Raw genomic sequence first — 25,371 nt, 5'->3', positions numbered from 1 at the left:
AATGTCCAGTCAAGTAATGCACGGTGCTGCTCATGGTCACGACCATGGGCATGACGACCACCACCACGACTCGGGCCAGATGACCGTACTCGGTTTCTGGCTGTACCTGATGACCGACTGCATCCTGTTTGCGTCGCTCTTCGCCACCTACGCGGTGCTGTCCGGCAGTTTTGCCGGCGGCCCGTCGGGTCACGACATCTTCCAGCTCGACTTCGTGCTGGTTGAAACCGCGTTCCTGCTGCTGTCCTCGATCACCTTCGGCTTCGCCATGCTGAAGATGTTCGACGGCAAGAAAGCAGGTGTACTGGGCTGGTTGGCTGTGACCTTCCTGTTCGGTGCTGGCTTCATCGCGATGGAAATCTATGAGTTCCATCACCTGATCGCCGAGGGCTTCGGCCCGCAGCGCAGTGGCTTCCTGTCGGGCTTCTTCGCCCTGGTAGGTACCCACGGTCTGCACGTGACCGCCGGCCTGATCTGGATGGCAATCATGATGTACCAGATCAACAAGCACGGCATCACGCCGACCGCCAAGACCCGCATGAGCTGCCTGAGCCTGTTCTGGCACTTCCTCGACGTGGTCTGGATCTGCGTATTCACCGTCGTCTACCTGCTGGGGGTTCTGTAATGGCTAACGCACACGACACTCATCACGAAGGTAACCACGGTAGCGTCAAGTCGTACATGATCGGCTTCGTACTGTCGATCATCCTGACCGCGATCCCGTTCGGCCTGGTGATGTTCCCGAGCTTCCCGAAGAACCTGACCGTTCTGATCGTGGTAGCGATGGCCGTCATCCAGGTGGTAGTACACCTGGTGTACTTCCTGCACATGGACCGCTCGAAAGAGCAGCGTTCCAACGTGTCGACGTTCCTGTTTACCGTACTGGTAATTGCGCTGCTGGTCGGCCTGTCGCTGTGGATCATGTTCAGCATCCACTTCGAAATGATGGCCAAGTGAGGTAAGACTGCATGTCCGTAAAGCACTTTATCCAAATCACCAAACCGGGGATCATTTTCGGTAACGTGCTTTCCGTGGCAGGCGGATTCTTCCTTGCCGCGAAGGGCCATGTGGACTTCGCCCTGTTCCTGGCGGTGGTGGTAGGTACTTCCCTGGTGGTGGCGTCCGGTTGCGTGTTCAACAACTGCATCGACCGCGACATCGACATCAAGATGGAACGTACCAAGAACCGTGTCATGGTCCAGGGCGGCATGTCGCTGACCCTCGCGCTGGTCTACGCCACCCTGCTCGGGGTGGCCGGCTTCAGCTTGCTGTATGTCCAGGCCAACCCACTGTCGGCGTTCTGCGCACTCATCGGCTTCATCGTCTACGTCGGTTTCTACAGCCTCTGGCTGAAGCGCAAATCGGTGCACGGCACCTTGGTTGGCAGCCTGTCCGGTGCCATGCCTCCGGTGATCGGCTACTGCGCCGTGAGCAACAGCTTCGACCTGGCTGCAGTGACCCTGCTGGTGATGTTCAGCCTGTGGCAGATGCCGCACAGCTTTGCCATCGCGATCTTCCGCTTCAAGGATTACAGCGCTGCCAACATTCCGGTCCTGCCGGTGGCGCGCGGGATCCTCGCGGCGAAGAAGCAGATCGTGCTGTACGTGCTGGCCTTCGTGCTGGCCACCCTGATGCTCACCCTCGGCGGTTACGCCGGCCTCGGCTACATGGCCGTGGCAGCAGCCATGGGCCTGTACTGGCTGTACATGGCGTGGGGTGGCTACAAGGCCGAGGACGACAGCAAGTGGGCCCGCAAGGTGTTCGGCTTCTCCATCCTCACCGTCACTGCCCTGAGCGTGATGATGTCGGTGGACAGCCAGACGGCTGCGGATGTGCTGATGACCTACGCGCGCTGATACAGTCGCCTGCAATACCCAAAACCCTGGCCTTGGTGCCAGGGTTTTTTTATGGGCGTTAGCCGCGAAGAGGTCGGCACAATAATGAAAATCTAAAGGAATCAAAAAATAAGCCTGAAAAGTTCTATGTAATCAGTAAATTATCCTTTACACAGTTACCTTGTCGGCACTATCTTCTGATTCAGGCCGCCACAGCGGCCAGCGTCGCTCGGACGGTTCCGGGCGCTTACGTCTCCAGAGGTAAACATGGCCGACCAAGGTTCGCCGCGCCGCTTCGCGCGCATCGATCGTCTCCCCCCGTATGTCTTCAATATCACCGCCGAACTCAAGATGGCTGCCCGCCGCCGTGGCGAGGACATCATTGACCTGAGCATGGGCAACCCCGACGGTGCCACGCCGCCGCACATCGTCGACAAGCTGGTGCAGGTCGCCCAGCGTGAAGACACTCACGGCTATTCGACCTCACGCGGCATCCCGCGCCTGCGTCGCGCCATCTCCAATTGGTACAAGGAACGCTACGAGGTCGACATCGACCCTGAAAGCGAAGCCATCGTCACCATCGGCTCCAAAGAGGGCCTGGCGCACCTGATGCTCGGCACCCTGGACCATGGTGATACCGTGCTGGTACCCAATCCGAGCTACCCGATTCACATCTACGGCGCGGTCATCGCCGGTGCCCAGGTTCGGTCGGTGCCGCTGGTCCCGGGCGTGGACTTCTTCAACGAACTCGAACGGGCGATCCGCGAATCGATCCCCAAGCCGAAGATGATGATCCTCGGCTTCCCGTCCAACCCCACTGCCCAATGTGTAGAGCTGGATTTCTTCGAGCGTGTGGTGGCACTGGCCAAGCAATACGATGTGCTGGTAGTCCACGACCTGGCCTACGCCGATATCGTCTACGACGGCTGGAAAGCCCCGTCGATCATGCAGGTGCCGGGTGCCAAGGACATTGCCGTGGAGTTCTTCACCCTGTCCAAGAGCTACAACATGGCTGGCTGGCGCATCGGCTTCATGGTCGGCAATCCCGAGCTGGTGAGTGCCCTGGCGCGGATCAAGAGCTACCACGACTACGGTACCTTCACTCCGCTGCAGGTGGCAGCCATCGCTGCGCTGGAGGGCGACCAGCAGTGCGTGCGCGATATCGCCGAGCAGTATCGTCAGCGCCGTAACCTGCTGGTCAAAGGCTTGCACGAGCTGGGCTGGATGGTCGAGAACCCCAAGGCGTCGATGTATGTGTGGGCCAAGATCCCAGAGCAGTACGCTCACCTGGGGTCGCTGGAGTTTTCCAAGAAGTTGTTGGCTGAAGCCAAGGTCTGCGTTTCTCCAGGCATCGGTTTCGGTGATTACGGCGACGACCATGTGCGCTTCGCACTGATTGAAAACCAGGACCGGATTCGCCAGGCAATCCGCGGTATCCGGCAGATGTTCAGGGCCGATGGCGTGGTGCGCAAGTAGCTGAGCGCCTCAGAGCCGCCGCTGGGTGAAGTGGGGGGGCAGTTTTCCCGGTGCCGTGTAGCGTTACGGGGGAATAGCTTCTCCACTTCACTACGGAATGGAGGTGCGATATGAGCGTATTTACAGGCTACTTCTGTGGTACCGGTTCTACCCGATTAGATGTGGACAACACCAACTACTGGAGCGGTGAACTGGTCTCCACGCTAGCCGCTAACGACCTATGCCCAGAGTTCACCTACGCAGTCGCGATGGATGGCCCAGGTAGCGGCAATCTGCAAGATGATGAGCTGTTCGTCGAACCCGGCAGATACTCCGCGGTGATGGGGACGTTGTTCGGACGAGGCTGGAACCAAAATGTCGCTCATGCGATGCAGGTCATCAAGGGGCGGAGCAGCTGGCAGCGCGATGAGCTCAGCAAGGTCGAGTACAACCGGCTGAAAGCTGCTGGCGTACCTATCCCTGATGCGGCGCACAAGTTCTTGGGCCAACGCAACTTCGGTCAGCGCAAGGTCACGTCTCAGGCCTTGCGGGAGCAGATCATCGCGATGTCTCGCCCAGCGCGCCTGCCAACGCGCGTCAATCTGGTGGGCTGGAGCCGGGGTGGCATCAGTTGCCACATGCTGGCGAACGCCATGGCTGCCGACCCCGAGCTCAAACACATCCCGGTCAATATCTTCGCCCTCGACCCTGTACCCGGCATCGGCAATATGCAGTCCTGCCGGATAACACTGGAGAGGAACGTGCAGGAGTATGTCGGCTTCTACTCGCGTGACGAACGCTCCAAGGGTTTTGCCCCCGTGATCCCTAAGACAGCGCCCAGCACGGTCATGTACATCTACCCGATACCTGGGCGGCACGCCACGCTGGTGGGTAATGCTTCGCGCGATGGAAAGAGCAGTGGTCAGGTGCTGGCAGAACCTGGCTTGATCGTCCGGCATACGGCGGAAACATTTCTAACCCGCTGGGGAACAAAACTTGCGAATCGCCTGAACCTCAGCGACCGTCAATTGATGACCTATCAAAAGCTCATGCAGTTGGAAGACAACCTCTATCAAGCGATGAGCAAACAGTCCTACACCGTCTTGAGGGAAGGCATAAAGGGCGAACGCTCCGTGCACTATGGCGCTTCCACGAAGCCGTTCAGCGAGTTGCTCGATGACCGTCTTCCACTTGGCATGCCCTGGAACCGGCGTGGCTAGAAGCGGTCGGCTACAGGGGAGGGCGCTGCGTTGAGGGGGACCCGCTAAAGCGGCAGATCAACGGAAAACTTTTTTGCATCACCCCTCTTCTCACGCGCCCCGGCTTCGATTACAAATGGCGCCGCGGGCCTGCCCCGATAACAACAACCTTCCCTCCGTGCCCTCATGTCCGAATATAACCCTTGCCTTGACTGCGGCGCCTGCTGCGGGTTTTTCCGTGTGTCCTTCTTCTGGGGCGAATGCCAGTCTGCCGGTGGTGTTGTGCCGGATGACCTGGTGGTGCAGATCAACCCCACCCGGGTTGCAATGATCGGCACCGATGCCAAGCCATGCCGCTGCGTCAGCCTTCAAGGTGAGATCGGCACCGAGGTGGCGTGCACCATCTACGCCAATCGTTCCAGCCCTTGTCGCGAGTTCGAGGCGTCGTGGGAGGGTGGGGTGCACAACCCCAGCTGCGACGATGCGCGTGCGGCCTACGGGATGCCGCCGCTGACGCCGCCGGGGGCGAACGAGCCGCATTGGCCGGATGATGGCGCCGAGGTGGCCTGATTCGCCCTTGGGGCGGCCATCGCGCAGTCTCGAGGTGCTTGTGCACGCCGCATGACGTTAAACTGTCATCTCCCCAGCAATGGACAGGAGATCCGGCGTGACCCCACCCCGCAGTTTCCCCAGTGACCTCTGCCTCGACAGCCCGCGTCTGCAATTGCGCCCCATGCGCCACGCCGATGCCGGGCAATGGCTGACGATCATGGCCGACCCCGAGGTCATGCGTTACTGGCACCATGCTCCCTGGCAGGACCTGGCCGAAGCCGAGAGCGCTCTGGCTGCCGACCGGGAAGCCTATGCTAATGGTGACCAGCTCAAGCTGGGCATGTATCGCCGCGACAATGGCGAGCTGATCGGCATGGTCCAGCTGTTCAATATCGACGACGTATCCCGCCGTGGCGAGATCGGCTACTGTCTGGCCAGCGCTGTTCAGGGCAGGGGCTACATGGACGAAGCGCTGACCTGCTTCATCGATTATCTCGCCCATACCCTGCACATGCGCCGCCTGGAAGGTGAGATCGACCCGCGCAACCAGGGCTCGGCGCGCACCCTCGAACGCCAGGGCTTCGTCCTTGAAGGCACGCTGCGCGCGCGCTGGTGCGTGGCGGGCGAGCTGTCCGATTCGGGCCTCTATGGTCTACTGCTTGAGCCACCGGTTGCATGACAGCTTTCTATCTCACCCTCAGCCTCGCCCTGTATCTGCTCGGGCTGTGCTTCGACGGCGCCCTGATGAGTGCCGGGCGGCACATGCCCGCGTTGCAGATGTTGCTGTACGGGCCCTGGGGCATTCCATTCGGGTTGTTTCAATGGTTTGCCAACCCCTTGCTGGCGGTGGCGATTCTGGCCCATCGGCGCCTGCGTCGTTTGGCCCTCGTGGCGGGCTTGGGTGCGCTGTATCTTGCGGCCAGCAGCTTTGGCATCGAACGGCTGCCGGACAACATCAGTTATGAATTCCAGGATCGTACGGGCTTTGGTGCCGGTTTCTACCTATGGTTGGCGTCTATCGTCGTGTTTTGCATAGGCCAGGCGTGGCATGTTTACAAAGCCCGCAGCGCCGAGGACATGCCAGGTTGGCGCTGGCTCGACGTTGCGTTGATCGCGGGCCTTGCGTTGACGTTGTATACAGCCACGCAAATGCCATCGCTGCGATTTGAACCGGGGAAGGTGTTGATGCCACCGGAGCAGCCGCAGGCGTTTTGAGGTTTATCTGGAGGGTTACGATGAACAAACAGCTTCTGATGGGGTTGGCCTTAGTGGGCAGCGTGCCGATGGCGATGGCTGGAGACAACTCGCCGAGTTACACCCAATGCATGGACAAAGCTTCCACTACGGTCGCCATGAGCAGCTGCATCCAGGGCGAGACCAAGTTGAAGGATGCGCAGTTGAACAGAATCTACAAGCAACTGATGACCAAGCTCGAAGCAACGCCGCAGAAGAGCCTGCGCGACGTGCAGCGGCAGTGGATCGCTTACCGCGACAGCAACTGCAAATTCCACGTACAAGCCAGCGGTGGAACGATGGCCCCGCTTGAGGGGGCGATGTGCGTAATGGACATGACCCGCGAGCGTGCGGCGGAGCTGGAGCGGGTGCTCAGCCCTGGGCAGTGATAGTGGCTGTGCTGGCCCATTCGCGGGCGGTCCGACGTCTCGGCAAGCCCGCTCCCACAGGCAGTACTTAATCTGTGGGAGCGGGCTTGCCGAGACGTCGGACCGCCCGCGAATGGGCCGCAAAGCGGCCCCTAGCGATTTCGACTTTTGAGGTATTCCCGCACCTCGACAGCATCTCCGGCAAACTCGATCCGGTCAGCCTTGGCGTCACGCTGGTAGGCATACATCGGGTCGTAGTACTCCTTCAGTAACCCCTCGATCCACCCTCGGTGCAGGTCGACCGAGCCGCTTCGCTGCTGCTCATCCAACGCTTGCCGCAGGATTTCGGACAGCCGCTGAAAGCGCTCCCCCCCCAGCCGCTTGTGAATGTTGGCCATGCTCTGCAGCATGCGCTCGGCAAACAGCCTGCGGCCCTGTTCTTCACCATGCACCGCGACGAACTCCGCGCACAGGTTGATCACATAATCGCGCAGAATGCGCTCGACCCGGTTGTCGAAGCTGTCCTCCAGCCACACCAGCGGGTACTGCTGCATGCTCTGGTACAACGCCAGCGGCACCGTGCAGCTGCCGACAATGCGGCCCTCATCTTCCAGCACGAACTGGCCAATCCCTCGCGCGCGCTTTTTCAGCACGTCGATGGCCAGCTTGTTTTCGAAGTCGATTTGTACCGGCTGTGCGGTGGCACGTTTACCGAAGCTTGAGCCGCGGTGATTGGCGTGGCCTTCAAGGTCGAGCACGTTGTTCAGCTGGTGCAGCACGTCGGTCTTGCCAGTGCCGGTCAGGCCGCCCAGCAAGACAAAATCACACTGTTCGACTGCCTGCTGGGTCGTCTCCAACAGGAAGGTGCGCATGGCTTTGTAGCCGCCTTTGATGCGTGGGTAGTCGATGCCCGCTTCGTCACGCAGCCACTGCTGTGCGATCAGTGAGCGCAAGCCACCTCTGAAGCAGTACAGATAACCATTGGGGTTGGCCCTGGCGAAGCTCGCCCAGGCCTGCAGGCGCTCACGTTTGATAGCGCCGCTGACCAGCTGATGGCCGAGGGTGATGGCGGCGGCCTGGCCCTGCTGCTTGTAGCAGGTGCCGACCTTCTGCCGTTCCTGGTCGGTCATCAGCGGCAGGTTGACGACACCGGGGAAGGCACCCTTGGAAAATTCGATGGGCGCGCGCATGTCCATCATCGGCGCGTCGTCGAGGAACAATTGGCGGAAATCGGTGCAGTCGGGGCGCATCACTTCACCTCGACTGCGTGGCTCTGTCGCTCGACCAGTGCGCCAATCGGCGCAAGGTCAAGGCCCAGCTCGGCCGCCATCGCCAGGAACTGCGCTTCACCCTCGGGGCTGACCGCTACCAGCAGGCCGCCGCTGGTCTGCGGGTCGCACAGCAGGTGCTTTTGCTCCTCGCTGAGCAGGCCGATCTTGTGCCCATAGCTTTCGAAGTTACGCAGGGTGCCTCCGGGGATGCAGCCTTCGGCCAGGTAGTACTCGACGCTCGGCAAGCGCGGCACGGCAGCGTAGTCCAGTTGTGCAGTCAGGCCACTGCCCTCGGCCAGTTCGACCAGGTGGCCAAGCAGGCCGAAACCGGTTACGTCGGTCATCGCCTTGACGCCTTCGAGCTTGCCGAAGCGGCTGCCGGGGGTATTGAGGGTGCACATCCAGTCGCGCGCCAGGCCCTGGTCCTGTTCGCGCAGCTTGGCTTTTTTCTCGGCGGTGGTGAGGATGCCGATGCCCAGGGGCTTGGTCAGGTACAGGCGGCAGCCTGCGGTGGCGGTGTCGTTGCGCTTGAGGTGGCGTTTGCTGACCACGCCGGTCACGGCGAGGCCGAAGATCGGCTCGGGGGCATCGATAGAGTGCCCGCCTGCCAAAGGAATGCCGGCTTCGCTGCATACGGCGCGTCCGCCGCGGATCACTTCGCGGGCCACTTCAGGCGGCAGCACGTTGATTGGCCAGCCGAGAATGGCGATGGCCATCAGCGGGTCACCGCCCATGGCGTAGATGTCGCTGATGGCGTTGGTGGCGGCGATGCGCCCGAAGTCGTACGGGTCATCGACGATCGGCATGAAGAAGTCGGTGGTGGAAACCACGCCGCGTTCGTCATCCAGGGCGTAGACGGCGGCGTCATCGCGCGAGGCGTTGCCGACCCACAGCTTCGGGTCCAGGGCCTGTGTGCCGCTCTCGGCAAGAATCACGTCCAGTACCTTGGGGGAGATCTTGCAGCCACAGCCTGCGCCATGGCTGTACTGGGTCAGGCGAATCGGCTCGCTCATACGCACCTCAGAGAATCAAATTGTTGCGCGATTGTAGCAAAGCTGGCCTTTGCGCCATGCGCCCTTATACTTTCCCCGGATCGCCGCCTACTCCCCGCTATTGAACCGGAGAACCCCCCATGCTCAAACGCCCCCTGGCGCTTGCCGCCGGCCTCGTGCTGTCCTGCTGCGCCGTTGTCGCCCAGGCAGCTGATACCTTGCGGGTCAGTGCCATCCCCGACGAAGCACCGACCGAGCTGCTGCGCAAATTCGAGCCGTTGGGCAAGTACCTGTCCCAGCAATTGGGCATGGAGGTGAAGTTCGTACCGGTGGCCGACTATCCGGCGGTGGTCGAGTCCTTGGCCAGCGACCGCCTCGACCTCGCCTGGCTGGGAGGCTTCACCTTCGTCCAGGTGCACTTGAAAGATCCCAAGGCCACGCCGCTGGTGCAGCGTGAGCAGGACGCCAAGTTCACCTCCAAGTTCATCACCGCCAACCCTGAGGTGAAGAGCCTGGCAGACCTCAAGGGCAAGTCGTTCGCCTTCGGTTCCATCTCATCCACCTCGGGTAGCCTGATGCCGCGCTATTTCATGTTCAAGGAAGACAGCATCAAGCCCGAGAGCTACTTCAGCCGCGTGGCCTATTCGGGTGCGCACGATGCCACCGTCGCCTGGGTGCAGGCCGGCAAGGTCGATGGCGGCGTGCTCAATGCCAGCGTCTGGCAGAAGCTGGTCGATGCCGGCAAGGTCGATACCAGCAAGGTCAAGGTATTCGCCACCACGCCGACGTACTTCGACTACAACTGGACCGTGCGCGGCAACATGGACCCGGCGCTCAAGGAAAAGATCAAGAAGGCGTTTCTCGATCTCGACCCGGCCAACCCCGAGCACAAGGCCATTCTCGACCTGCAGGCTGCCAGCCGCTTCATCGAGACCAAGCCTGAGAACTATGTGGGCACCGAGCAAGCCGCACGTGAGGCCGGCCTGCTCAAGTGACTATCGCGCTTAATGACGTGGGGCTGCGGCACGGTCAGGTCCGTGCGCTTGAGTCGGTCTCCCTGCGCATCGCCAAGGGTGAGCGGGTGGCAATCATCGGCCCTTCGGGCGCCGGTAAGTCCAGTCTGCTGCACCTGATGGCCACGGCGGTTCAGCCGAGTGCCGGGCGCCTCGAATTATTTGGCGTGCAGCCCTGGGCGTTGTCTGCCAGGGCCCGTCAGCGCCTGCGCGCACGGGTAGGCCTGGTGCACCAGGCGCCGCCCTTGCCGCCACGTCAACGGGTGGTGACGGCTGTGCTGGCCGGCCGTCTGGGGCAGTGGGGTACGCTGCGTGGGCTGCTCAATCTGGTGCATCCCACTGATGTAACCGGCGCGCGCGAAGTGCTTGGCGAACTGGGGCTGGCCGAAAAACTGTTCGTCCAGTGCGGGCAGTTGTCCGGAGGGCAATTGCAGCGGGTCGGCATTGCCAGGGCGTTGTATCAGCGGCCCGAGGTGCTGCTGACTGACGAGCCTGTCTCGGCCATGGACCCGGTGTTGGCCGACCATAGCCTTTCACTGCTCAACCGCCATGCCCAGGCCAATAGCGTCACCCTGGTGGCCAGCCTGCATGCCGTTGAACTGGCCCTGACGCATTTCCCGCGGGTGATCGGTATACGTGAGGGGCAAATAGCGTTTGATTGTGCGGCAGAGGCTGTGAGCGATCAGATGCTGGATGCTTTGTACGCCAACGAACAGCTTGCTCCGCAGCCGCTGCAAGAGCCGGCACTGACCGTACAGATTCCTCGATGCTGAAGGCCCATGAGCGTGATCCGGCCGCGCTGCCACGCCTGATGCTCACGCTGCTGGCCTTGGCGCTGCTGTGGCCAGGGTTGCAGTTGAGCGAACTGAACCCAGGTGTGCTTATTCACGCGGAAAACCGGCAGCAGATTGCCGCGTTTGCCAGCGCGTTCTGGCCGCCGGCGCATGATGCCGGGTTTCTCAAGCTGCTCGCCGAGGCCACGTTACAGACCTTGGCCGTTGCCACTGCCGGTATGGCATTTGCGCTGTTGCTGGCTGTGCCAATGAGTCTGCTGGCCAGCCGCGCGCTTTCACTGGGCGCAGCATCGCGCGGTGGCCGTGCCGGGGTTTGGTCGCGCCTGCTGCGGATGCCGGTTCGTGGCGTGCTGATCTTCCTGCGCAGTGTTCCAGAGATCGTCTGGGCATTGCTGTTCGTGCGGGCGGTGGGCTTAGGGCCGACTGCCGGGGTATTGGCAATCGCCATCACCTACAGCGGTATGCTGGGCAAGGTCTACGCAGAGATTTTCGAGTCGGTCGATCAGCGTCCGGCCCATGCCTTGCTGCAAGCGGGCAGCGGTCGGCTTATGGCGTTCTTCTACGGCATCTTGCCGAGCGCGGTGACGGAAGTGGTGTCCTACACCGTGTACCGCTGGGAGTGTGCGATACGCGCTTCGGTGGTCATGGGCTTTGTTGGCGCTGGCGGCCTTGGGCAGCAGATCGACCTGTCCATGCGCATGTTCGCGGGTGGCGAAGTGGCAAGCATCCTGCTGGCCTTCTTCGCACTGGTGCTGCTCGCTGATCTGCTCAGCCGCTTCCTGCGGGGGAGGCTGGCATGAACCGGGTGGTCAATGTGCTGGTACTAAGCGCCATCGTCGCTGCCGTGGTCGCTTCGTTCGGTTATCTGGAGTTGGACCTGAAGGCGCTGGTCGGTGATGGCGGGGTGGGGCAGATGGCCGCGTATGCCGAGCGCTTTCTGCAGCCGGACCTGTCAGCCGAGCACATGCAAGCAGTGGCGCGTGGCGCCCTGGAAACTCTGGCCATGTCGGGCCTTGGAACGTTGCTGGCGATGGCGTTGGGCATGCTCCTGGCGTTGCCTGCGGCAGGGCATTTCGGCTGGGCGCTACAGTCTGCGGCGCGCTTGTTGCTGAATGCCTTGCGGGCCATTCCGGAACTGGTTTGGGCGGCGTTGACCGTGCTGGCGGCGGGGCTCGGCCCCAACGCCGGGACGCTTGCGCTGGCGTTGCACACGGCCGGGGTGCTGGGACGGTTGTTCGCCGAAGCGCTGGAGAATGCCCCGGCAGAGCCCGCTGCGGCGATTCGCTTGCAGGGTGGCGGGCAGGTGGCCGCCTTCTGTTTTGGCACCTTGCCCAACCTCTGGCCGCAATTGCTGGCCTACAGCCTTTACCGCTGGGAAAACAACATCCGCATGGCCAGTGTGCTCGGCTTCGTCGGGGCCGGGGGGCTGGGGCAGTTGCTTTACACCACCTTGAGCCTGTTCCAGGAAGCGCAGGCCAGCACCGTGATCATTGCGATGCTGGTGCTGGTGCTGCTGGTGGATGCGTTCAGTGATGTGCTGCGCCAGCGCTATGTCCGGGCCTGACCGCGTCGCACTGCGCCTCGCGCTGCATCGACTCCAGGTTGCGCTCGATGGTCTCGCAGATGGTGTCCATCTGGATCTGGTGCTCGCTGAAGCGGAACGGGCTCTGCAGGTCGGTGCCGATCCGTTCGATGGCCAGCAGCATGAACCCCACCACGGTCGAGGCCAGCGGCGTGAACCAGCCCAGTGATTCGACCAGGCCTATCGGCACGATCAGGCAGAACAGCGTGATGAACAGCCGTGGAAAGTACACGTAAGGGTAGGGCAGCGGCGTATTGGCGATACGTTCCATGCCGCCCTGGGCGTTAGACAGGTCCACCAGCGTCGACTCCAGCCGCGCCTGGCGAATGCTGTCCAGCCGGCCTGCCTTGTATTCGCGCGCCAGCAGGGCTGCCGAACCACTGAGAATATCGTTGGCGAAGTTGTTCGAGCGATTGCGCCGCTCGAACTCGCCTGGCGGGATGAACGCCATCAGCTCGTCCGGGCAGGGCTCGCCCTTGAGGTGCGCCGCCAGGCAGTTCACATAGGCGATATGCCGGCGCAGCAAGGTCGCTTTCACGGGATTCAATTCGTGATCGGGGTCGTCGATCAACGTCAACGTTTGGCGGGCAAAACTGCGCGAGCTGTTCACCAACGCGCCCCATAGCGTACGCGCCTCCCACCAGCGGTTGTAGGCGCTGCTGTTGCGAAAACTCACCAGCACCACCAGCGCCGAACCCAGCAAGGTCAGTGGGATCAGCGGCAGGGTGAATTTGCTGTTGAAGAACAGCATGAAATCGATGGTGACCAATACATCCCAGATCAACAGCCAGAACAGCGACCAGCCGATGTAGCCGAAGGTCTTTACCACCAGGCGGTACTTGCGGGCGATGAGGTCTTTCACGCGGGGTGCCTCGAAAGGGGTGGGCATGCAGGATCGGACGTCGAGGGGCATTGAAGGTTCGGAGTTGGGTGTTGCAAGAGATTTTTTTTGCGCCTGACCGAAGAAAATGCTGACGCAATTATAGGAGGCAGCTGAATTTCATACTGATAGCAAACAAGACAAGATTGATCGCGACCAGACGATGGAGATGAAATGAAAGACAAGCTTGTTGCATTCGACATGGCCGCTTTGCTGGACAGCGATGAGGCATTCAGCGAGTACCTCAGCCAGGTGCTCGCTGATGGTGATACGGACGAAATTATTCGTGCGCTAGGCCACATTGCTCGGGCGCGTGGCATGACTCAGATAGCTACATTCAGCGGGTTGGGGCGTGAAAGCTTGTACAAAGCTCTCACCCCTGGGGCAAAGCCCCGTTTCGAGAGTGTACTGAAGGTGATTCGCGCGCTCGGTATCGATCTGTCTGCTCACCCTCACATGGTTTCGCGGTAACGCTCTTGAAGTCAGCTCGAATTCAAGGCTTTGCGGCCACCGCCACATACCCTTTGATCGCAGCTGGCGCGGCATTGGGCTTGGTTTTGTGGGCCAGGTACTGAAAGCGGCGCCATTCCTTGTCGATCTCGCTGTACGACATGAACACGCTGACGCGCTCCTTGTCAGCCAGGTCGGGTCGGCTGCGCGCATCGATCCCGTCTTTGGCGATGAACGCGACATTGATCCCGACCACCTTGCCATCATCGGCGAACACCGGGCCGCCGGACATGCCTTTGACCATCGGGCCGTCATGCACCCCGTAGAACACACTGCCCGGCGTACCTTCCAGGCGCACCAGCGACTCCAGGGTACGGCCCTTACCCTGCACCGGCATCATCAGGCTGTTGAAACCGACCGCAGTCACCGACTCACCCGGCACGTACTGGCGCCAGAGGGGAACTTGTGTGGCCTTGTGCTTGAAGAACACCACATCGCCGAGGCCTTCGTGGACCACGTTGCGTAGGAAAGGCGTGTGTTTGGCGGTCACTGCGTAGTCTTCGTTCCACTGGATGGCGGTGGCCATCAACAGCATCGGCAGCGGCGCGCCTGAGGTGACCACGAAAGCCTGGTCGTAAACGGGGTCTGATACGTAAGCGGTCGGCATTCCATTGCACCCACTCAGCAGCATCAATGCCGCCAGACAGGGCACGGTAGTTTTCATGATTTGCACATGGGCTAGAAAAATGGAGCGCCACTATGGCTACGTGCCACTACGGTGGCAATACTTTCTGCATATACCTGACGAATGACATCTTAGGTAGGAGGGGAGGGTAATGGCCAATAGATTGCCAGCATGGCTGGAGGGTGCGTGGTCGCAGGGCTGGCGTCAAAAAGTAGCGGATGGAACCATTTTGAGGTTATTTGAACGCTCCACAGCCAGTTAAATGCGAGGGCAATTTGCTGTGGAGCGATCACGGTGTCAGGTGAGGTTTCAAGGGCTTGCGTTGTCTTTGCCGAATGTGACTACGCTATAGGCAAATTCGTTGACCTTCTTGGATTTACCTTTCTCTGAGTCGACTACTTGAACTCTGTCGTCATCATGCACGACCAGCACCTGGCTCTCACTCAGTACCTCGACGCCCTCGGGCTTGTTGTCGAACCACAGCGGCTGTCCATCAGTACCGAGAATTGGCTGAGGCGTGCCAACGGGATCTGACTGCAGCAAGGACAGGGGCAAGCTCCACAGATACCCGCCGATCTTCTCGCCATCCTCGTGGCTGGTGGTCGCCAACAGGCGTCTGTTGTAAGGGTCATACTCCAGGCCGGAGAGAGCAAGCGGCCGATCGTCCCCCGGCACATTCGGGGTGAATCGGTATGCCTGTTCGAATTCGTTGCCCAGCACGATTTCACCCCCGGCCAATGTTTTAATCGGCGCTCGCAGGATGATGAAATCTGGCTTGGCCTTTTTGGAATCGGCGCCCAGCTTGCGGATGCCCAGCAGCAAGTTTTTATCATGATCGACCGCGATGCCTTCGACCTGAAAGAAGGTTTCGCGGAGCTGTTCGCCGATCCGTTGCTGGAGCTCCTGCGGATCACCCAGTATTTTCGCCTCGTCGGGCTTATCTACAGGCCAGTACAGGATTCTGCTGGAGGCCGAATTGCTTGCCTTGGTGAAGGCATTGGTAGCCATCGCGTAGTCGGTGGCGTCGAAGGAGACCTTGGTGAGGCCTTCAAGCTTTTCCGTAGCCTCGAACAACTTACCTCCCTGGAAGGTGAGGTGTTCGAATTCCAGGGGCAACTTTGGTACCTCTTGCACGCCAATCGAGAACAGTGACGAAGTAGCATTGCCCGGAATGGGTTTGTCGTTGGCGAAGAACAGTCGATTGCCAACTTTCGCTACGGCGGATATTTCACAATTCACGTCTTTGCCGTCGCTGTGTGCTGCATCCAGGCAGCGGCCGGTAAAGTGTTCTACGGAACTGGCCTGCATGGGTGCTTCGGCATTGGCTGAGCCAGTGGCCAAGGTGATTGAGGCGAACAGGACGAAACGTAGGCTCGTTTTCATTTCGTGACTCCATGCGTTTGAGGGCTGGTGTCAGGCTATGAAACTGAGGAAAAGAGCGAAACTGGCAGTTTTACTAGGTGAAAACCAAACTGCGGCAATAAAAAAACCGACCATAAGGTCGGTTTTTTCTGGATTTGGTGCCCCGAGGGAGACTCGAACTCCCACTCCTTTCGAAAACGGATTTTGAATCCGCCGCGTCTACCAATTCCGCCATCAGGGCGTGTGGCGCGCAGTATAGAGAGCTCCCTCGAAGCGGTCAATCGGCTTTCATGGTCAATTTTCACGCATTGGGCTAAACTTCCCGGCCCTGCCGAACCCGAACATCATCATGCGCGTCGCCGACTTTTCCTTCGAACTCCCCGATTCCCTGATCGCCCGCCACCCTCTGGCCGAGCGCCATGGCAGCCGACTGCTGGTCCTCGATGGGCCGAGCGGGGCGCTGGTGCACAATCAATTCCCGGATCTGCTCGACTACTTGCGCCCTGGCGACCTGATGGTGTTCAACAACACCCGGGTGATCCCGGCGCGGCTGTTTGGCCAGAAAGCTTCCGGCGGCAAGCTGGAAGTGCTGGTCGAGCGCGTGCTCGACAGCCATCGCGTGCTTGCCCACGTTCGCGCGAGCAAGGCGCCCAAGGAAGGCGCGGTAATTCTCATCGACGGCGGTGGCGAGGCCGAGATGGTCGCGCGCCATGACACGCTGTTCGAACTGCGCTTCACCGAAGAGGTGCTGCCGCTGCTAGACCGCGTCGGCCACATGCCGCTGCCGCCCTACATCGACCGCCCCGACGAGGGCGCCGACCGTGAGCGCTATCAGACCGTGTACGCCGAACGCGCCGGCGCCGTGGCCGCGCCGACTGCAGGGCTGCACTTTGATGAGGCGCTGCTGGAGCAGATCGCCGCCAAGGGCGTCGAGCGCGCCTTCGTCACCCTGCACGTGGGCGCGGGCACCTTCCAGCCGGTGCGGGTCGACAAGATCGAAGACCACCACATGCATAAAGAGTGGCTCGAAGTAGGCCAGGATGTGGTCGATGCCATCGAGGCCTGCCGGGCCCGTGGTGGCCGCGTTATCGCGGTCGGCACCACCAGTGTGCGTTCGCTGGAAAGCGCAGCGCGCGATGGCGTGCTCAAGGCCTTCAGTGGCGACACCGATATCTTCATCTACCCCGGCCGGCCGTTCCACGTGGTCGACGCCCTGGTCACCAATTTCCACCTGCCGGAGTCCACGCTGCTGATGCTGGTCTCGGCCTTCGCCGGTTACCCCGAGACCATGGCTGCCTACGCGGCAGCGGTCGACAACGGTTACCGCTTCTTCAGTTACGGTGATGCCATGTTCATCACCCGCAATCCGGCGCCACGCGGCCCAGAGGATCAAGCATGAGTCGCACCTGTCGAATGTCCTTCGAATTGCTGGCCACCGACGGCAAAGCCCGTCGTGGCCGCCTGACCTTCCCCCGTGGCACGGTCGAGACCCCGGCGTTCATGCCGGTGGGCACCTATGGCACGGTCAAGGGCATGCTGCCGCGTGACATCGAGGCCACTGGCGCCGAGATTATCCTCGGCAACACCTTCCACCTGTGGTTGCGCCCAGGCACCGAGGTGGTCAAGAAGCACAACGGCCTGCACGATTTCATGCAATGGAAAGGCCCGATTCTCACCGACTCCGGTGGTTTCCAGGTGTTCAGCCTGGGCGCCATGCGCAAGATCAAGGAAGAGGGCGTGACCTTCGCCTCGCCGGTCGACGGTTCCAAGGTATTCATGGGCCCTGAAGAGTCCATGCAGGTGCAGCGCGACCTGGGTTCGGACATCGTGATGATCTTCGACGAGTGCACCCCGTATCCGGCCGAGCACGACGTCGCGCGCACCTCCATGGAGCTGTCGCTGCGCTGGGCCCAGCGCTCGAAGAACGCCCACGGCGACAACACCGCGGCGCTGTTCGGCATCGTTCAGGGCGGCATGTACGAAGACCTGCGCAAGCGCTCGCTGGACGCGCTGGTCGACATCGACTTCGACGGCCTGGCCATCGGCGGCCTGTCGGTGGGCGAGCCCAAGCACGAAATGATCAAGGTGCTCGATTACCTGCCGGCGCTGATGCCTGCTGACAAACCTCGTTACCTTATGGGGGTAGGCAAACCGGAAGATCTCGTTGAGGGTGTGCGCCGCGGCGTCGACATGTTCGACTGCGTGATGCCGACGCGTAACGCGCGCAACGGCCATCTGTTCGTCGATACAGGGGTGATCAAGATCCGCAACGCGTTCCATCGCCACGATGATTCGCCGCTGGATCCGACCTGTGACTGCTACACCTGCACCAACTTCTCCCGCGCTTATCTGCATCACCTGGACAAGTGCGGCGAAATGCTGAGCAGCATGCTGAATACCATCCACAACTTGCGCCATTACCAGCGCTTGATGGCCGGTTTACGCGAGGCTATTCAACAGGGTAAATTGGCCGCCTTTGTCGACGCCTTCTACGCCAAGCGCGGGCTGCCTGTGCCGCCTTTGGACTAACTGTCTGCATCCATTATTAGAAAATTACATTAGGAGTGCCCAATGAGCTTCTTGATCCCCGCCGCCTACGCGGACGCTGCAGCACCTGCCGCCGGCCCAGCCGGTACCGGCTTCGAGTGGATTTTCCTGGTCGGTTTCCTGGTCATCTTCTACCTGATGATCTGGCGCCCTCAGGCCAAACGCGCCAAAGAGCAGAAGAACCTGCTGAGCAACTTGCAAAAAGGTGACGAAGTTGTCACCAACGGCGGCATCGCCGGCAAGATCGTCAAGGTTTCCGATGATTTCGTGGTTCTGGAAGTGTCCGACACCGTCGAGCTGAAGTTCCAGAAGGGCGCCATCGCGGCGACCCTGCCAAAAGGTACGCTCAAGGCTATCTGAGTTACCGGTTTCATTTTTCCAGTCGGGGCGCGCAAAGCGCCCCGCGTCTTGAACGGGCGGCGTGATGCTGAACAAATACCCTCTGTGGAAATACGCACTGATCGTGCTGGTACTGGCGGTCGGCTTTATTTATTCCGCTCCCAACCTCTACCCGGATGATCCGGCGGTACAGATCAGCGGTGCCAGCTCGGCGCTGCACGTGAATCAGGCCGACCTCGATCGCGTCAGCAAGGCGCTGGCCGATGCCAAGATCGCCGTGAAGGGCGCAAGCCTGGGTGAGAAGGGCAGCGGGTTGGTGCGTCTGACCAACCAGGAAGACCAACTGCCAGCCAAGGATGTAGTGCGCAAGGCACTGGGCGATGATTACGTCGTGGCCCTGAACCTGGCCCAAACCACTCCGCAATGGCTGCGTAACCTGGGCGCAAGCCCGATGAAGCTGGGCCTGGACCTGTCCGGTGGTGTGCACTTCCTGCTGGAAGTGGACATGGACAAGGCCATGACTGCCCGCATGAAAGTCTACGAAGGCGAGGTCAAGACCTTGCTGCGCAAAGAGCGCGTCCGCTACCGCAGCCTGCCTCAGCAGGATGGCGGCATCATGCTGGGCTTCGCCGACGATGCCACTCGCGAACAGGCACGTGCCCTGATCCGCAAGAATTTCAATGATTTCGACCTGACCACCACCGAGCGCAACGACCTCGCCGTGCTGCGTCTGGCGCTGACTCAGGCGAAAGTCGCCGAGATCCGCGAATACTCGATCAAGCAGAACCTCACCACCGTGCGCAACCGCGTCAACGAACTGGGCGTTGCCGAGCCGCTGGTACAGCGCCAGGGCGCCAACCGCATCGTGGTCGAGCTGCCAGGCGTGCAGGACACTGCCGAAGCCAAGCGTATTCTCGGCAAGACCGCCAACCTTGAGTTCCGCTTCGGTGCCGAGCCGGGCGCGTCCAAGGCCACCACCGAGGTCTTCGAGTTCCGTGAAGGCGGCCGTTCCGCCCCGGTCGAGCGCGGCCTGATCATCACCGGTGACCAGGTTACCGACGCCCAGGCCAGCTTCGACGAGCACGGTCGCCCGCAGGTGAACATTCGCCTCGACGGCCACGGCGGCGAGCTGATGAGCCGCGCTACCCGCAGCAACGTCGGCCGCAGCATGGCGGTGATCTTCATCGAGCAGAAGCCGGTCACCCGCTACGTCAAGCAGACCGTCGACGGCGTCGAGAAAGACGTTGCCGTGCAGAGCTTCGCGGAAGAGAAGAAGATCATCAGCCTGGCGACCATCCAGTCGCCGCTGGGCAGCCAGTTCCGCATCACCGGCCTCAATGGCCAGGGTGAATCGTCCGAGCTGGCCCTGCTGCTGCGGGCCGGTGGTCTGGCCGCGCCGATGTACTTCGCTGAAGAACGTACCATTGGCCCAAGCCTGGGTGCCGACAACATCACCAAGGGTATCGATGCATCGCTGTGGGGCATGCTGTTCGTCTCGCTGTTCATCATCGCCATCTACCGTGGCTTCGGCGTGATTGCCACCGTCGCGCTGACCGGCAACATGATCCTGCTGCTGGCCTTGATGTCGCTGCTCGGCGCCACCCTGACCCTGCCAGGCATCGCCGGTATCGTGCTGACCATGGGTATGGCGGTCGACGCCAACGTGCTGATCTTCTCGCGGATTCGCGAAGAGCTGAAAAACGGCATGTCGGTGCAGCGCGCCATCCACGAAGGCTTCAGCCGTGCCTACACCGCGATCATCGACGCCAACCTGACCAGCCTGCTGGTCGGCGGCATCCTGTTCGCCATGGGTACCGGCCCGGTCAAAGGCTTCGCGGTTACCATGTCCCTCGGGATTTTCACCTCGATGTTCACCGCCGTCATGGTGACCCGCGCAATGGTCAACCTGACCTGCGGCGGGCGTGACATCAAGAAGCTGTGGGTTTGAGGGAATAGCCATGAAAACCATCAACTTCATGGGCGTGCGCAACGTTGCGTTCGCCGTTACCGTGCTCCTCACCGTGCTGGCGCTGTTCAGCTGGTGGCAGAAAGGCCTGAACTTTGGCCTGGACTTCACCGGCGGTACGCTGATCGAGCTGACCTACGAGCGTCCGGCGGACCTCAAGTCGGTGCGCGCCGAGCTGGTCGAGTCGGGCTTCCACGAAGCCGTCGTGCAGAGCTTTGGTGCCACCACCGACCTGCTGGTGCGCATGCCGGGCGACGATCCGCAACTGGGTAACAAGGTTGCCGCTGCCCTGCAGAAGGCCGGTGGTGACAACCCGGCAACGATCAAGCGCGTCGAGTTCGTCGGCCCGCAGGTGGGTGAGGAGCTGCGTGACCAAGGCGGCCTGGGCATGCTCCTGGCGCTGGGCGGCGTGTTGCTCTACCTGGCTTTCCGCTTCCAGTGGAAATTCGCCGTGGGGGCGATTGTCTCGCTGGTCCACGACGTGGTCGTGACCGTGGGTATCCTGTCGTTCTTCCAGATCACCTTCGACCTGACGGTGCTGGCGGCGGTGCTGGCGATCATCGGTTACTCGCTCAATGACACCATCGTCGTGTTCGACCGGGTGCGTGAGAACTTCCGCGTGATGCGCAAGGCGTCGCTGATCGAGAACATCAACGTCTCCACCACCCAGACCCTGCTGCGCACCATCGCCACCTCGGTTTCGACCTTGCTGGCCATTGCCGCGCTGCTGTTCTTCGGTGGCGACAACCTGTTCGGCTTCTCCCTGGCATTGTTCATCGGCGTCATGGCAGGTACTTACTCGTCGATCTACATCGCCAACGTGGTGCTGATCTGGCTGAACCTGAATAGCGAAGACCTGATTCCTCCGGTCAAGGCCGAGGGTGTCGACGATCGTCCGTAAGGCTTAGGCCTACGCCGTTCGGCAAGCAAAAGGCGCGAGTGTTGAACTCGCGCCTTTTTTTTTGCTCCAAGGCTGGGAGAAGCGCGGGTTGATACCCGCTGGTACGATCAGGAGGTTCACGTGAATAAATCAATGCTGGTGGGTGCGGTACTGGGTGCTGTCGGTGTGACTGCCGGAGGTGCTGTGGCGACCTACAGCTTGGTGAACAAAGGCCCCGAAGTCGCCCAGGTGACCGATGTGCAGCCGATCAAGCAGCAGGTGAAAACCCCGCGTGAAGTGTGCAAGGACGTGACCGTGACGCGTCAGGCGCCGGTCAAGGACCAGCACCAGATCGCCGGTACCGTGGTAGGTGCGTTGGCTGGCGGCCTGCTGGGTAACCAGATCGGTGGCGGCACTGGCAAGAAGATCGCCACGGTAGCCGGTGCGGTTGGTGGCGGTTATGCCGGTAACAAGGTGCAGGAAGGCATGCAGGAGCGTGACACCTACACCACCACGCAAACCCGTTGCAACACGGTCAATGACATCAGCGAGAAGGTCGTTGGCTACAACGTGACCTACTCCATCGGTGACCAGGTGGGCAAGGTCAAGATGGACCGCGAGCCGGGTTCGACCATTCCGCTGGACAAGAATGGCAAGCTGATCCTCAGCGAAGCGGGCCAGTGATCTGAATCTGGCAGCCACAAAAAAAGCACCCGAGGGTGCTTTTTTTGTGGCTGCAATCGGCGCTTAGCGCTTCATGCTTTCTGGCAGGTGCGGCTGGATGGCAGTCAGCACAGCCTTGAAGCACTTGATGTTGCCGGCAACGATGTGGCCCTTGTCGAGGAAGTCGTGGCCACCGTTGAAGTCGCTCACCAGGCCGCCTGCTTCCTGGATCAGCAGCACGCCGGCTGCCATGTCCCACTCGGACAGGCCCGATTCCCAGAAAGCGTCGAAACGGCCGGCGGCTACATAGGCCAGGTCCAGGCTGGCGGAACCAGCGCGGCGGATGCCGGCGGTCTGGCCGGTCAGGGCGCGGAACATGCCCAGGTAGTTGTCCATGTCAGCCATCTGGTTGTCACGGAACGGGAAGCCGGTACCCAGCAGGGCGCCGTCCAGGCTGGTGCGCGAACTGACGCGCAGGCGACGGCCATTGAGCTGGGCGCCACGGCCGCGGCTGGCGGTGAATTCTTCCTGGCGTACGGGGTCGAGAACCACGGCGTGCTCAAGGCGACCGCGGTATTTGCAGGCGATGCTGACCGCGAAGTGGGGGATGCCACGCAGGAAGTTGGTGGTGCCATCCAGCGGATCGATGATCCACAGATAGTCCTTGCCTTCTTCGCCGGTGCCCGCGTGCAAGCCGGTTTCTTCACCCTGGATCGAGTGGTTCGGGTAGGCCTTGCGCAGTGCGTCGACGATTTTCTGCTCGGCGGCGCGATCAACCTCGGAAACGTAGTCCTTAGCCTCTTTCTCGTCCACCTTGATGGTATCCAGGCGTTCGATGGAGCGGAAAATCAGTTCACTGGCGCTGCGAGCGGCGCGCAGGGCGATATTCAGCATAGGCTGCATGGGCGGGTCACCTGGAGATGTTAAAGAAGAAAGCCGGACATTCTAACAGAAAAGTTTGGCGGCAGAAGTGTCACATTTGCTTTCATAGCGTTACGCTGGTCGGTTCTGTAAGATCGAAACCCTCAAACCCCGCATCTGTGAGCACAACACCTTGCTGCAAAATATTCGTGTTGTTCTGGTCAATACCAGCCACCCCGGCAACATCGGCGGCGCTGCGCGTGCCATGAAAAACATGGGCCTGTCGCGCCTGGTGCTGGTGCAACCCAAGGAATTTCCGGCGGCGGACGCCAGTGCGCGCGCTTCAGGGGCCGACGATGTGCTGGCCACTGCCCAGGTGGTCGACAGCCTCGAACAGGCGCTGGTCGGCTGCAGCCTGGTGATGGGCACCAGCGCCCGCGAGCGCAGCATCCCCTGGCCGCTGATCGACCCCCGTGAGTGTGGGGCCAAGGCCGTGGAGCATGCCCTCGGCGGCGAAGAGATCGCCCTGGTGTTCGGGCGTGAGCACGCCGGCCTGACCAACGAAGAACTGCAGCGATGTCACTTCCACGTGCACATTCCCTCGAACCCCGGCTTCAGCTCGCTGAACCTCGCCGCCGCCGTCCAGGTGCTCTCTTATGAGGTGCGCATGGCCTGGCTGGCCGTTGAAGGTACCGCGCCGCAGGCCGAGAAAGTCGACGCCAGCGAGCTGGCGACCATGGATGAAATGGAGCTGTTCTATGAACACCTGGAGAAAACCCTGGTGGACATCGGCTTCCTCGACCCCGAGAAACCCAAGCACCTGATGGCGCGCCTGCGCCGGCTGTATGGGCGAAGCGCGGTCGAGCGTCCGGAAATGAGCATTTTGCGCGGCATCCTCACCGAGACCCAGAAGGTCGCACGGGGCGAGCCGCATAAAAGGAAGGACTGACAGATGTTCGAACGTCTGCGTGAAGATATCCAAAGCGTTTTCCACCGTGACCCGGCAGCGCGCAACGCCTTCGAGGTGCTGACCTGCTACCCCGGCATGCACGCCATCTGGCTGCATCGCCTGGGCAATGCCTTGTGGAAGCGTGACTTCAAATGGCTGGCACGCCTGGTGTCGAACTTCGGCCGCTGGATGACCGGGATCGAAATCCACCCCGGCGCGACCATTGGTCGGCGCTTCTTCATCGACCACGGCATGGGCATCGTCATCGGTGAAACCGCCGAGATTGGCGACGACGTCACCCTGTACCAGGGCGTGACCCTGGGTGGCACCAGCTGGAATAAAGGGAAGCGTCACCCGACCCTGGAAAACGGCGTGGTGGTGGGGGCGGGCGCCAAGGTGCTCGGGCCGTTCACCGTCGGTGCGGGGGCCAAGATCGGCTCCAATGCGGTGGTCACCAAGGCAGTGCCCGCAGGCGCCACGGCAGTTGGCATACCAGGGCGGATCATCGTCAAGAGCGAAGACAGCGAGCTTGAAGCCAAGCGCAAGGCCATGGCCGAGAAGATTGGCTTCGACGCCTACGGTGTCAGTGGCGACATGCCAGACCCGGTGGCCCGCGCCATCGGCCAGATGCTCGACCACCTGCAAGCCGTCGACGAGCGCCTGGAGGGCATGTGTGGCGCGCTGACCAAGATGGGTAGCGACTATTGCGCGAAGGAGCTGCCGGCCCTGCCGGAGGACGATTTCAGTGAGGCCGCGCAGGCGCCCCAGCGCGACACTCAGTCGCATTGATCGCGCCGCCTTGAAGGCATACTGACATATGGGGCGTGTGCTCACGCCCCTTTGCTGCTACACTCGCGCCCGCCTCCGAGATGCCAAACCCGACTAAAGCAGTAGGTCTAATAGTTGACTTAAATGCTCGGGAATCGCATACTCGCTCACATCTTGTAACTCCCGTGGTACCCATTAGCCATGCGATTGACTACCAAAGGCCGATACGCCGTGACAGCCATGCTAGACCTGGCATTGCACGCGCAGCATGGGCCGGTGTCTTTGGCCGACATTTCCGAGCGCCAGGGCATATCCCTTTCTTATCTGGAACAGCTGTTCGCCAAGCTGCGCCGCAGCAGCCTGGTTTCCAGCGTGCGCGGCCCGGGCGGTGGTTACCAGCTGTCGCGCGGCATGGAAACCATCCAGGTGGCCCAGGTCATCGACGCGGTCAACGAGTCGGTCGATGCCACCCGTTGCCAGGGCCTTGGGGACTGCCATGCCGGTGATACCTGCCTGACCCACCACTTGTGGTGCGACCTCAGCCAGCAGATCCACGAATTTCTCAGCGGCATCAGCCTGGCCGACCTCGTGATGCGCCGTGAGGTGCAGGAAGTCGCCCAGCGCCAGGACCTGCGTCGTGTCGCAGGCCGCACTGCCCAGCTGGACAAGATTGAGACGTCCGCCGTCGACTGACCTTTTGAATAGTGACGAGCGACGCCACCGCCTG

At 61.3% G+C, this 25,371-nt stretch carries 29 protein-coding genes and 1 tRNA gene; 23 read left to right on the top strand and 7 right to left on the bottom strand.

Annotated features, from left to right (window positions below):
• Position 1 precedes the first annotated feature (1 nt).
• The 9 genes from cyoC to ACIQUF_RS10230 all read left to right on the top strand — a co-directional run bounded on the left by cyoC (position 2) and on the right by ACIQUF_RS10230 (position 6,663).
• Complete coding sequence (cyoC, locus tag ACIQUF_RS10270) at positions 2 to 625, top strand: cytochrome o ubiquinol oxidase subunit III (protein WP_008093824.1); 624 nt, start codon at positions 2 to 4, stop codon at positions 623 to 625.
• The gene (cyoD, locus tag ACIQUF_RS10265) at positions 625 to 957 is read left to right on the top strand and encodes a cytochrome o ubiquinol oxidase subunit IV (RefSeq protein WP_400797572.1); all 333 of its coding nucleotides are present in this window, start codon (positions 625 to 627) and stop codon (positions 955 to 957) included. Before cyoC ends, cyoD begins: the two co-directional genes overlap by 1 nt.
• An 11-nt stretch (positions 958 to 968) precedes the next feature.
• Complete coding sequence (cyoE, locus tag ACIQUF_RS10260) at positions 969 to 1,856, top strand: heme o synthase (RefSeq protein WP_400797569.1); 888 nt, start codon at positions 969 to 971, stop codon at positions 1,854 to 1,856.
• A gap of 246 nt (positions 1,857 to 2,102) precedes the next feature.
• Positions 2,103 to 3,311 (top strand): alanine transaminase, encoded by a 1,209-nt coding sequence (gene alaC / locus ACIQUF_RS10255; RefSeq protein WP_403131106.1) that lies wholly within the window; start codon positions 2,103 to 2,105, stop codon positions 3,309 to 3,311.
• Between the two features lie 110 nt (positions 3,312 to 3,421).
• Complete coding sequence (locus ACIQUF_RS10250; RefSeq protein ID WP_403131104.1) at positions 3,422 to 4,510, top strand: hypothetical protein; 1,089 nt, start codon at positions 3,422 to 3,424, stop codon at positions 4,508 to 4,510.
• A 165-nt stretch (positions 4,511 to 4,675) separates the two neighbouring features.
• Positions 4,676 to 5,059 carry a YkgJ family cysteine cluster protein gene (locus tag ACIQUF_RS10245; RefSeq protein ID WP_403131103.1) on the top strand — a complete coding sequence of 128 codons (384 nt, stop codon included), beginning with the start codon at positions 4,676 to 4,678 and terminating at the stop codon, positions 5,057 to 5,059.
• Between the two features lie 97 nt (positions 5,060 to 5,156).
• Entirely contained in the window at positions 5,157 to 5,720 is a 564-nt protein-coding gene (locus tag ACIQUF_RS10240; RefSeq protein WP_403131102.1) for a GNAT family N-acetyltransferase, read from the top strand.
• Complete coding sequence (locus ACIQUF_RS10235; RefSeq protein WP_403131101.1) at positions 5,717 to 6,256, top strand: hypothetical protein; 540 nt, start codon at positions 5,717 to 5,719, stop codon at positions 6,254 to 6,256. The genes ACIQUF_RS10240 and ACIQUF_RS10235 overlap by 4 nt, the downstream gene beginning before the upstream one ends.
• A gap of 20 nt (positions 6,257 to 6,276) precedes the next feature.
• A complete protein-coding gene (locus tag ACIQUF_RS10230; RefSeq protein WP_403131099.1) occupies positions 6,277 to 6,663 on the top strand; it encodes a lysozyme inhibitor LprI family protein in 387 nt (128 codons plus the stop codon).
• A gap of 131 nt (positions 6,664 to 6,794) precedes the next feature.
• On the opposite strand, the gene mnmH is transcribed toward ACIQUF_RS10230, so the two are convergent.
• Positions 6,795 to 7,892 (bottom strand): tRNA 2-selenouridine(34) synthase MnmH, encoded by a 1,098-nt coding sequence (gene mnmH, locus ACIQUF_RS10225; protein WP_403131097.1) that lies wholly within the window; start codon positions 7,890 to 7,892, stop codon positions 6,795 to 6,797.
• Entirely contained in the window at positions 7,892 to 8,926 is a 1,035-nt protein-coding gene (gene selD / locus ACIQUF_RS10220; RefSeq protein ID WP_403131095.1) for a selenide, water dikinase SelD, read from the bottom strand. The genes mnmH and selD overlap by 1 nt, the downstream gene beginning before the upstream one ends.
• Before the next feature lie 119 nt (positions 8,927 to 9,045).
• Here selD and ACIQUF_RS10215 point away from each other — a divergent pair, with 119 nt between their 5' ends.
• Genes ACIQUF_RS10215 through phnE form a run of 4 tightly spaced genes read left to right on the top strand, consistent with a single transcriptional unit; the run spans position 9,046 to position 12,276 of the window.
• On the top strand, positions 9,046 to 9,900 hold the full coding sequence (locus ACIQUF_RS10215; RefSeq protein WP_403131093.1) for a putative selenate ABC transporter substrate-binding protein: 855 nt from the start codon (positions 9,046 to 9,048) through the stop codon (positions 9,898 to 9,900).
• Entirely contained in the window at positions 9,897 to 10,691 is a 795-nt protein-coding gene (locus tag ACIQUF_RS10210; RefSeq protein ID WP_403131091.1) for a phosphonate ABC transporter ATP-binding protein, read from the top strand. The genes ACIQUF_RS10215 and ACIQUF_RS10210 overlap by 4 nt, the downstream gene beginning before the upstream one ends.
• The gene (locus ACIQUF_RS10205; RefSeq protein ID WP_403131089.1) at positions 10,685 to 11,512 is read left to right on the top strand and encodes a PhnE/PtxC family ABC transporter permease; all 828 of its coding nucleotides are present in this window, start codon (positions 10,685 to 10,687) and stop codon (positions 11,510 to 11,512) included. Before ACIQUF_RS10210 ends, ACIQUF_RS10205 begins: the two co-directional genes overlap by 7 nt.
• Positions 11,509 to 12,276, top strand: a complete 768-nt coding sequence (phnE, locus tag ACIQUF_RS10200; protein WP_403131088.1) for a phosphonate ABC transporter, permease protein PhnE — start codon at positions 11,509 to 11,511, stop codon at positions 12,274 to 12,276. The genes ACIQUF_RS10205 and phnE overlap by 4 nt, the downstream gene beginning before the upstream one ends.
• On the opposite strand, the gene ACIQUF_RS10195 is transcribed toward phnE, so the two are convergent.
• Positions 12,239 to 13,156 (bottom strand): bestrophin family protein, encoded by a 918-nt coding sequence (locus ACIQUF_RS10195; protein WP_403131087.1) that lies wholly within the window; start codon positions 13,154 to 13,156, stop codon positions 12,239 to 12,241. The two genes, phnE and ACIQUF_RS10195, sit on opposite strands and share 38 nt — an antisense overlap.
• Positions 13,157 to 13,348: 192 nt before the next feature.
• Between ACIQUF_RS10195 and ACIQUF_RS10190 the strand changes: the two genes are divergently transcribed.
• The gene (locus ACIQUF_RS10190) at positions 13,349 to 13,645 is read left to right on the top strand and encodes an addiction module antidote protein (RefSeq protein ID WP_403131086.1); all 297 of its coding nucleotides are present in this window, start codon (positions 13,349 to 13,351) and stop codon (positions 13,643 to 13,645) included.
• A 22-nt stretch (positions 13,646 to 13,667) separates the two neighbouring features.
• Here the strand turns inward: ACIQUF_RS10190 and ACIQUF_RS10185 are convergent, their stop codons facing one another.
• The 3 genes from ACIQUF_RS10185 to ACIQUF_RS10175 form a co-directional block, all read right to left on the bottom strand.
• On the bottom strand, positions 13,668 to 14,315 hold the full coding sequence (locus ACIQUF_RS10185) for a trypsin-like peptidase domain-containing protein (RefSeq protein ID WP_403131400.1): 648 nt from the start codon (positions 14,313 to 14,315) through the stop codon (positions 13,668 to 13,670).
• Positions 14,316 to 14,618: 303 nt separating this feature from the next.
• Entirely contained in the window at positions 14,619 to 15,692 is a 1,074-nt protein-coding gene (locus tag ACIQUF_RS10180; RefSeq protein ID WP_403131085.1) for a hypothetical protein, read from the bottom strand.
• Between the two features lie 135 nt (positions 15,693 to 15,827).
• Positions 15,828 to 15,912 (bottom strand) — tRNA-Leu (locus ACIQUF_RS10175).
• Between the two features lie 108 nt (positions 15,913 to 16,020).
• Between ACIQUF_RS10175 and queA the strand changes: the two genes are divergently transcribed.
• The 6 genes from queA to ACIQUF_RS10145 all read left to right on the top strand — a co-directional run bounded on the left by queA (position 16,021) and on the right by ACIQUF_RS10145 (position 22,087).
• Entirely contained in the window at positions 16,021 to 17,070 is a 1,050-nt protein-coding gene (queA, locus tag ACIQUF_RS10170) for a tRNA preQ1(34) S-adenosylmethionine ribosyltransferase-isomerase QueA (RefSeq protein WP_400797508.1), read from the top strand.
• Positions 17,071 to 17,084: 14 nt separating this feature from the next.
• The gene (tgt, locus tag ACIQUF_RS10165) at positions 17,085 to 18,200 is read left to right on the top strand and encodes a tRNA guanosine(34) transglycosylase Tgt (RefSeq protein ID WP_400798075.1); all 1,116 of its coding nucleotides are present in this window, start codon (positions 17,085 to 17,087) and stop codon (positions 18,198 to 18,200) included.
• Positions 18,201 to 18,242: 42 nt separating this feature from the next.
• Positions 18,243 to 18,578: a preprotein translocase subunit YajC gene (yajC, locus tag ACIQUF_RS10160; protein ID WP_008092587.1), complete on the top strand. Its 336-nt coding sequence runs from the start codon at positions 18,243 to 18,245 to the stop codon at positions 18,576 to 18,578.
• A gap of 64 nt (positions 18,579 to 18,642) precedes the next feature.
• Positions 18,643 to 20,505, top strand: a complete 1,863-nt coding sequence (secD, locus tag ACIQUF_RS10155; RefSeq protein ID WP_403131083.1) for a protein translocase subunit SecD — start codon at positions 18,643 to 18,645, stop codon at positions 20,503 to 20,505.
• Positions 20,506 to 20,515: 10 nt separating this feature from the next.
• Positions 20,516 to 21,424 carry a protein translocase subunit SecF gene (gene secF / locus ACIQUF_RS10150; protein WP_400797502.1) on the top strand — a complete coding sequence of 303 codons (909 nt, stop codon included), beginning with the start codon at positions 20,516 to 20,518 and terminating at the stop codon, positions 21,422 to 21,424.
• 120 nt (positions 21,425 to 21,544) lie between these two features.
• Positions 21,545 to 22,087: a glycine zipper 2TM domain-containing protein gene (locus tag ACIQUF_RS10145; protein WP_010952063.1), complete on the top strand. Its 543-nt coding sequence runs from the start codon at positions 21,545 to 21,547 to the stop codon at positions 22,085 to 22,087.
• 63 nt (positions 22,088 to 22,150) lie between these two features.
• Here ACIQUF_RS10145 and suhB read toward each other — a convergent pair whose 3' ends face one another.
• Positions 22,151 to 22,969 (bottom strand): inositol-phosphate phosphatase, encoded by an 819-nt coding sequence (gene suhB, locus ACIQUF_RS10140; protein WP_400797499.1) that lies wholly within the window; start codon positions 22,967 to 22,969, stop codon positions 22,151 to 22,153.
• Positions 22,970 to 23,120: 151 nt separating this feature from the next.
• On the opposite strand from suhB, the gene trmJ reads away from it, so the two are divergent.
• The 3 genes from trmJ (at position 23,121) to iscR (ending at position 25,337) form a co-directional block, all read left to right on the top strand.
• Entirely contained in the window at positions 23,121 to 23,876 is a 756-nt protein-coding gene (trmJ, locus tag ACIQUF_RS10135; RefSeq protein WP_403131080.1) for a tRNA (cytosine(32)/uridine(32)-2'-O)-methyltransferase TrmJ, read from the top strand.
• Positions 23,877 to 23,879: 3 nt separating this feature from the next.
• Positions 23,880 to 24,665 carry a serine O-acetyltransferase gene (gene cysE / locus ACIQUF_RS10130; protein WP_403131079.1) on the top strand — a complete coding sequence of 262 codons (786 nt, stop codon included), beginning with the start codon at positions 23,880 to 23,882 and terminating at the stop codon, positions 24,663 to 24,665.
• Between the two features lie 180 nt (positions 24,666 to 24,845).
• Positions 24,846 to 25,337 (top strand): Fe-S cluster assembly transcriptional regulator IscR, encoded by a 492-nt coding sequence (gene iscR, locus ACIQUF_RS10125; RefSeq protein WP_008092572.1) that lies wholly within the window; start codon positions 24,846 to 24,848, stop codon positions 25,335 to 25,337.
• Positions 25,338 to 25,371 lie beyond the last annotated feature (34 nt).

The sequence above is a fragment of the Pseudomonas sp. NPDC090233 genome (assembly GCF_044772285.1).
Classification (GTDB): Bacteria; Pseudomonadota; Gammaproteobacteria; order Pseudomonadales; family Pseudomonadaceae; genus Aquipseudomonas.
Note: the sequence above shows the minus strand (reverse complement) of the source record. Positions and strands in the feature narration are given on the sequence as shown.

Coding starts and splice junctions, on each gene's coding strand:
- cyoC (WP_008093824.1), top strand. CDS start 2: ATGTCCAGTCAAGTAATGCACGGTGCTGCTCATGGTCACGACCATGGG.
- cyoD (WP_400797572.1), top strand. CDS start 625: ATGGCTAACGCACACGACACTCATCACGAAGGTAACCACGGTAGCGTC.
- cyoE (WP_400797569.1), top strand. CDS start 969: ATGTCCGTAAAGCACTTTATCCAAATCACCAAACCGGGGATCATTTTC.
- alaC (WP_403131106.1), top strand. CDS start 2,103: ATGGCCGACCAAGGTTCGCCGCGCCGCTTCGCGCGCATCGATCGTCTC.
- ACIQUF_RS10250 (WP_403131104.1), top strand. CDS start 3,422: ATGAGCGTATTTACAGGCTACTTCTGTGGTACCGGTTCTACCCGATTA.
- ACIQUF_RS10245 (WP_403131103.1), top strand. CDS start 4,676: ATGTCCGAATATAACCCTTGCCTTGACTGCGGCGCCTGCTGCGGGTTT.
- ACIQUF_RS10235 (WP_403131101.1), top strand. CDS start 5,717: ATGACAGCTTTCTATCTCACCCTCAGCCTCGCCCTGTATCTGCTCGGG.
- ACIQUF_RS10230 (WP_403131099.1), top strand. CDS start 6,277: ATGAACAAACAGCTTCTGATGGGGTTGGCCTTAGTGGGCAGCGTGCCG.
- mnmH (WP_403131097.1), bottom strand. CDS start 7,892: ATGCGCCCCGACTGCACCGATTTCCGCCAATTGTTCCTCGACGACGCG.
- selD (WP_403131095.1), bottom strand. CDS start 8,926: ATGAGCGAGCCGATTCGCCTGACCCAGTACAGCCATGGCGCAGGCTGT.
- ACIQUF_RS10215 (WP_403131093.1), top strand. CDS start 9,046: ATGCTCAAACGCCCCCTGGCGCTTGCCGCCGGCCTCGTGCTGTCCTGC.
- ACIQUF_RS10205 (WP_403131089.1), top strand. CDS start 10,685: ATGCTGAAGGCCCATGAGCGTGATCCGGCCGCGCTGCCACGCCTGATG.
- phnE (WP_403131088.1), top strand. CDS start 11,509: ATGAACCGGGTGGTCAATGTGCTGGTACTAAGCGCCATCGTCGCTGCC.
- ACIQUF_RS10190 (WP_403131086.1), top strand. CDS start 13,349: ATGAAAGACAAGCTTGTTGCATTCGACATGGCCGCTTTGCTGGACAGC.
- ACIQUF_RS10185 (WP_403131400.1), bottom strand. CDS start 14,315: ATGCTGCTGAGTGGGTGCAATGGAATGCCGACCGCTTACGTATCAGAC.
- ACIQUF_RS10180 (WP_403131085.1), bottom strand. CDS start 15,692: ATGAAAACGAGCCTACGTTTCGTCCTGTTCGCCTCAATCACCTTGGCC.
- queA (WP_400797508.1), top strand. CDS start 16,021: ATGCGCGTCGCCGACTTTTCCTTCGAACTCCCCGATTCCCTGATCGCC.
- tgt (WP_400798075.1), top strand. CDS start 17,085: ATGTCCTTCGAATTGCTGGCCACCGACGGCAAAGCCCGTCGTGGCCGC.
- yajC (WP_008092587.1), top strand. CDS start 18,243: ATGAGCTTCTTGATCCCCGCCGCCTACGCGGACGCTGCAGCACCTGCC.
- secD (WP_403131083.1), top strand. CDS start 18,643: ATGCTGAACAAATACCCTCTGTGGAAATACGCACTGATCGTGCTGGTA.
- secF (WP_400797502.1), top strand. CDS start 20,516: ATGAAAACCATCAACTTCATGGGCGTGCGCAACGTTGCGTTCGCCGTT.
- suhB (WP_400797499.1), bottom strand. CDS start 22,969: ATGCAGCCTATGCTGAATATCGCCCTGCGCGCCGCTCGCAGCGCCAGT.
- cysE (WP_403131079.1), top strand. CDS start 23,880: ATGTTCGAACGTCTGCGTGAAGATATCCAAAGCGTTTTCCACCGTGAC.
- iscR (WP_008092572.1), top strand. CDS start 24,846: ATGCGATTGACTACCAAAGGCCGATACGCCGTGACAGCCATGCTAGAC.